General features: G+C 68.5%; 5 protein-coding genes. 3 read left to right on the forward strand and 2 right to left on the reverse strand.

Annotation, left to right across the window (positions count from 1 at the left end):
* A partial coding sequence (locus AC1RTA_RS16180) for a LysR substrate-binding domain-containing protein (RefSeq protein WP_492785322.1) occupies positions 1 to 246 on the forward strand: 246 nt, incomplete at its 5' end.
* A 27-nt stretch (positions 247 to 273) separates the two neighbouring features.
* Here the strand turns inward: AC1RTA_RS16180 and AC1RTA_RS16185 are convergent.
* A complete protein-coding gene (locus AC1RTA_RS16185; protein WP_492785323.1) occupies positions 274 to 1,140 on the reverse strand; it encodes an AraC family transcriptional regulator in 867 nt (288 codons plus the stop codon).
* Positions 1,141 to 1,252: 112 nt separating this feature from the next.
* Here AC1RTA_RS16185 and AC1RTA_RS16190 point away from each other — a divergent pair, with 112 nt between their 5' ends.
* Positions 1,253 to 2,155: a LysR substrate-binding domain-containing protein gene (locus tag AC1RTA_RS16190; RefSeq protein WP_240190355.1), complete on the forward strand. Its 903-nt coding sequence runs from the start codon at positions 1,253 to 1,255 to the stop codon at positions 2,153 to 2,155.
* An 84-nt stretch (positions 2,156 to 2,239) separates the two neighbouring features.
* Here the strand turns inward: AC1RTA_RS16190 and AC1RTA_RS16195 are convergent, their stop codons facing one another.
* Complete coding sequence (locus AC1RTA_RS16195; protein ID WP_492785324.1) at positions 2,240 to 4,891, reverse strand: bifunctional diguanylate cyclase/phosphodiesterase; 2,652 nt, start codon at positions 4,889 to 4,891, stop codon at positions 2,240 to 2,242.
* A 143-nt stretch (positions 4,892 to 5,034) separates the two neighbouring features.
* Between AC1RTA_RS16195 and AC1RTA_RS16200 the strand changes: the two genes are divergently transcribed.
* Entirely contained in the window at positions 5,035 to 5,463 is a 429-nt protein-coding gene (locus AC1RTA_RS16200; protein ID WP_492785325.1) for an acyl-CoA thioesterase, read from the forward strand.
* The last annotated feature ends 332 nt before the right edge of the window (positions 5,464 to 5,795 follow it).

The raw sequence follows: 5,795 nt of genomic DNA on the forward strand, positions 1-5,795 counted from the left end.
GCCCTGGCGGGCCTGGGCGCAGCCCTGGGCCGTCTGCCCCTGATCCGGGACCACCTGGAAGCCGGCCGCCTGATCCCCCTGGCCCCGCCCCAACCCACCCCGGGCCGACGCGCCTACTACCTGCTGCGCAGCCCCTCGTCCAAGCGCCCGGAGGTGGATGCCTTTGCCGAGTGGCTGATTGAACTCGGTAACAGCGACGGAAATGCCAGTACGGAAACGGGCAGCCAGTCGCCTTCCGGCAACTGACTGCCCGTTCCTGTCAGACCGGACGACTTACTTCAGCGGCAGATAGATATCCGTCACCAGTTCATTCTCCGGCGTATCCGGCAGCAGGTTGAGGTAGTGGAAGAACAGGGGGAAGTCCCGCAGTTCCTCGCCGCTGCCCGGCAGCCAGTTGCGGTAGAGGGGATAGATGCTCTCGCCGATGCGCATGTGGGAGCCCAGGTGGCGCACCCGGGCACAGCGGCCGCCGGGGATTTCCTTGGTGACGACGCCCTGGGCATTGGGCGGCACCTGGGCCTGGACTTCGCCGGCGATGTCGAAGCGGAAACGGGACGGCTCGGTGGTGTCCGGGTTGTCGTAGGCGATGCCGAAGGTGCGGCTGCTGTCCTTGGGCGAGAGGCCGGTGGACTTGCGCCAGTCGATGAAGCGGGCAACCGAGTCGTTGACCTTCTCGGCGGGGCCCAGGTGTTCCAGGGCGGCAATCAGGGTGTTTTCAATTTCTACAATTTCAACCTGCACGGTGGCATTCCTTTCGGGTAGCCGGAACCGGTAGCGCTCGCTCCAGCCTTGCCAGTCGGGCTGTCGCCGGAACTGGCTGGGCGACTGGCCGAAGATGTGGCGGAAGGCGCGGGAAAAGGATTCCGGGTTTTCAAAGCCGGCCTCCAGGGCGATGTCGATGATCCGGATCCGGGGCTGGAAGGCGAGCTTGAAGGAAGCCCGTCGCAGCCGCAGCAGCAGGAGATAGCGGGTCGCACTGGTGCCGAGAAAATCGGCGAATTGCCGATCGAAGTGGAAACGGGAGAAATGGGCGACCCGGCTCAGGCGCTCCGCCGTCAACGGCTCGTCCAGGTGGGCCTCGATATAGGCCAGCACCTTGTCGAAGCGCGCCGCGTAGCGGCTGATTCGGTCGTCGTTCATCATTTCCTCCTGTTCGCAGCACGCACTATGGGCGAAGGGGCGCAACAAATCCTGACCGTAATTGCTCAATGTATCCCGGCAAGCTGGCTTCACCGCCGGCTACCGGGTCACAATGCAGGCTGGATTCCGACCCGCCGCCGCCATGCACGACCTGCCGCCCCTGCACACCCTGCCCGCCTTCGAGGCTGCCGCCCGCCTGGGCAGTTTCCTCGCCGCCGCCGAAGCCCTGCACCTGACGCCCTCGGCGGTGAGCCACCGCATCCGCCTGCTGGAAGAACACCTGGGCCAGAGTCTGTTCGAGCGGCGGCACCGGGCCATCGCCCTCACCGCCGCCGGCCGCCGCTACCTGGCCGTGGTGCGGGACACCTTGCTGCGCCTGGACGAGGCCAGCGCCGAACTGCGGGCGCCGGAGAAAACCCGCCTGCGCATTTCCGCCGCCCCGGCCCTGGGCAGCAAGTGGTTGGTGAGCCGGGTGGCGGCCTGGCAGCAGCAGCACCCGGAAACGGAATTCAGCCTGGGCACCGCCACCAGCCTGGCTCCCCTGCTGGCCGGCGAGGCCGACATCGGCCTGCGCTACGGCGAGGAGGAATGGCCCGGGCTGCTGGCCTGGAAGCTGTTCGAGGAGCGGGTCTTCCCCGTCTGCAGCCCGGCCCTGGCAGCCCAGCTGCACACGCCGGCGGACCTGGACCTGGGCCACGTCCGCCTGCTGCGCCATCCCCTGCTCTCCTGGCAGCGCTGGTTTGCCGCCGCCGGGGTCAAGCATGCCGAGCCCAAGGAGGGCCCACTCTACGAGGATGCCCTGCTGATGCTGGAAGCGGCAGTGGCGGGCCACGGCGTGGCCCTCATGGCGGAGACCCTGGCGGCCCCCTACCTGGCCGAGGGCCGCCTCAGCCGCCCCTTCGCGGCAGACTGCCCGGACCGCAGCTTCTACGTGGTAGCGCCGCCGGCAGTGCAGGAGAAGCGGGGCGCCATGGACTTCATCCGCTGGCTGGTGCGCTCGGCCAAGGCCGCCTAGGGCATGTCGCCGGAGGGCAGCGGGTGGCCGTCCGCCGTGCCCCAACAGCAAGGCCGACTCGCCGACGGCGAACTCCCGCCCGTCTCAGTAGGCCATGCGCCCCGGCAGCAGCCCTGGCCAGCTGGCCAGGAAGCGCTCGAACTCATCCACCGGCAGGGGCCGGGCGAAGTAGTAGCCCTGGGCCTCGTCGCAGGCGAAGCGGCGGAGGCTCTGCAGCACCTCCACCGTTTCCACCCCTTCGGCCACGGTGCGCAGGTTGAGGCGGTGGGCCATTTCGATGATGGCGCGAACGATGGCCGCATCCTCCGCATCGCCGTCCAGGTTGCGCACGAAGGACTGGTCGATCTTCAGCTTGTTCACCGCCAGGCGCTTCAGGTAGGCCAGGCTGGAATAGCCGGTGCCGAAGTCGTCGATGGACAGGCGCACCCCCTGGTCCCGCAGGGTGCGCAGGGTGGACAGCACGGATTCGGTCTGGTTGAGCAGGGTGCTCTCGGTCAGCTCCAGCTCCAGCAGATGGGGCGGCAGGCCGCTCTCGGCCAGGGCCTCGGCCACGGTGCGCTCCAGGTCGCCGCGCTTGAACTGGATGGCGGAAATGTTCACGGCGATGGTCACCTCCCGTCCCAGCTCCCGCTGCCAGCGGGCCGCCAGACGACAGGATTCCCGCAGCACCCACTGGCCCAGGGGCACGATGAAGCCGCTGCTCTCGGCCACCGGGATGAAATGGGCCGGGGCAATCAGCCGGCTGCCGTCCTGCCAGCGCACCAGGGCCTCGGCCCCCACCACCTGGCCGCTGGCCAGGTCCACCTGGGGTTGCAGGTGCAGCACGAATTCGTCGCCGTCCAGGCCGCGCTGGAAGTTGTTGCGCAGGCGCAGGGTCTCCTGGGCGTGCAGGTTCATGGCCTCGTCGAAGAGGCGGTAGGTGTTCCGGCCCGCGTCCTTGGCGTGGTACATGGCCGTGTCGGCCTTCTGCATCAGGGTGGTGAAGTCCCGTCCGTCGTGGGGGAAGACGGCGACGCCGATGGAAACGGAAGTGGACAGCTGGTAGTGCTCCAGGGCCAGGGGTTGTTCCAGACAGGCCAGCAGCTTGCCGATCACCGGGTAGATCACTTCCACCTGCTGCAGCCCGGGCATGATCACCAGGAACTCGTCGCCGCCGAAGCGGCTCACCGTGTCGCTCTCCCGCAGGTGGCTGCGCAGGCGGTCGGCCACGGCCCGCAGCACCTTGTCCCCCACCTCGTGGCCGAGGGAGTCGTTGATGGTCTTGAAGCCGTCCAGATCGAGGAAGAGCAGGGCCACCTGTTCGCCGCGGCGGCTGGCGGCGGCGAGGGCCTGGTTGAAGCGATCCTCGGCCAGGAGCCGGTTGGGCAGGCCGGTGAGGGCGTCGTGGTGGGCCAGGTATTCGATCTGGTCGGCGTGGCGCTTGCGCTCGGCGATGTCGGCAAAGAGCAGCACCGCGCCCTGGGCCACGCCCGCCTCCTGGGCCAGGGGATAGAGGTCGTACTGCACCGGGAAACGGCTGCCGTCGGCCCGGGCGAACAGCGTGTCGTCGCTGTGCACCGAGTGGTCCTCCTCCAGGCAGGTGCGCAGGGCGGCACCCGCATCGTCGGCGTGCACCTGCTGCAGGAAATCGCCCCGGGGCAGTTCCTCCCCGTAGCCCAGCAGGCGCCGGGCCGCCGGGTTGGCGAAGGTCAGCCGGCCTTGCCGGTCCAGGCCGCAGATGCCCTCGCCGGCGGAATCGAGCAGTTGCTGGAAACGCCGCTCGCTGCTGGCCAGGGCCTGGCTGGCCGCGGCCCGGCGCCGCTCCGCCCGGTCCAGGCGCCACAGCAGCAGCCCCAGGCCGGCGAGGAAAATCAGCTCGACGCCACTGGTAATGCCCAGGGTCAGATACCAGGGCGCCAGGAAATCCTTGGCGGCGATGCCCACCGCCACGTAGAAGGGAAAGTCGCCGATGCGCTTGAAGGCGTATACCCGTTCCATCTGGTCGAGGGCGGCCCGGTAGCTGATGACGCCCTCCCGCTCGCCGGCCTCCACCCGCAGGTGCATGGGATTGTTGCTCAGGGTCTGGTTCACCGTGCCCGGCCGCTCGGGCCGGCGCAGCACCAGGCGGCCGTCGTCGGAGCGGCGGAAGGTGATGACCCCCCGGGGCCCCAGGTCGATGGCGTCGAAGAGTTGCTGGAAATAGCGCATTTCCAGGGGCGCCATCGCCACCCCGGCGAAGCTGCCGTCGGCCCGGCGGATGGGCATGGCGACCACCAGCTGGGTACGGCCGGAAATGCGCCCCACCGCCACTTCGGAGAAAAACAGGCGGATCTGGGGCTCGCGGCGCAGGGCCTGGAAGTAGCTGCGGTCCGCCACATTCACCCGGGGCCGGGTGACATCCGAGGCATAGAGCACATTGCCTTCCGCATCGATGATGCGCAGGCCGACGATCTCCGGAAAATGGCTGGCCCGCATGGCCAACTGCCGCTGCATGGCTTCGCCGTAGCGGGAAAATGCCTTGGGATGCAGGGCCTGGCGCGGCAGGTCGGCCACCAGTTCCCCCAGGTTGGACTCGATGCGGCGCAGGGTGGCCTCGAGACGGGCCTCCAGCACGCCGGAGACATTGCGCGCATCCTGGGCGGCCTGGCGGTGTTCGCTGTAATAGGCCGAGCCGAGCAGGAAGGCGGCGGGCACCACCGTGCCGAGGACGGCCAGGATGAAGAAGACAAGGTAAAGCTTGGGCCGTTTGGCTGACATGCGTACGCCATGCAGATGATCACGTACGGGATGGTAGCAAACAAATGGCGCGGGCTTGGCAGCCATCCGGACCTGCGGCGATTTGTCCCGCCGCCGCCTTGGGTTAGCATCCGGCAGTCAGCCACTCACTCCCGACCCCGACCATGGCCCGCATCCAGATCGAACTGCCCGAACGCTTTGCCTTCGCCACCGAGATTCCCCTCTACATCGGCCACATCAATTACGGCGGCCACCTGGACAACGCCCTGCTGCTGACCCTGGTGTCGGAGGCCCGGGTGCGCTTCTTCAAGTCCCTCGGCTACACCGAGCTGGACGTGGAAGGCGTCGGCATCGTGGTGGTGGACGCGGCCCTGCAGTACAAGGCCGAAGCCTTCCACGGCGAGACCATGGTGGTGGAAATGGCGCCATCGGATTTCAACAAGTACGGCTGCGACCTGCTGTGGCGCATGAGCGACAAGGAAAGCGGCCGGGAAGTGGCCCGGGGCAAGACCGGCATCGTCTTCTTCGACTACGGTCCGCGCAAGGTGACCCGGGTGCCCCAAGGCTTCCTGGAGCGGGTCGGCGCCGCCTGAGGCCCAGGGCGTAGCCACGGGCGCCGCCCTCTCCGCCTCTCCTTTCGCGCCCGGCATTGCCATGACCAGCGCTGCGGCCAGGCCAGCGCCGGCGCCACGATCGGCCGTGGTGCCGGGCCATGCCGCCCGCACCGCCCTCACCCGGCCAGCGGAAGTCGCCGCCCCCGGTGCCAAATCCAGATGAAATAAATTCATCCCAACCCGCCTCGTTTCGTTTGAGCCGGGTCCGGCCCTCCCCCATCCTTGCCCTACCGCTGTATCCGCTGTGCCACCGCCGCCCCACCGGGCAGCGGCGGGCCAGCGCCCCGCCGTTCCATCCACGTCCGGACACC

It is taken from the genome of Azospira sp. MPR-E4, from assembly GCF_058809645.1.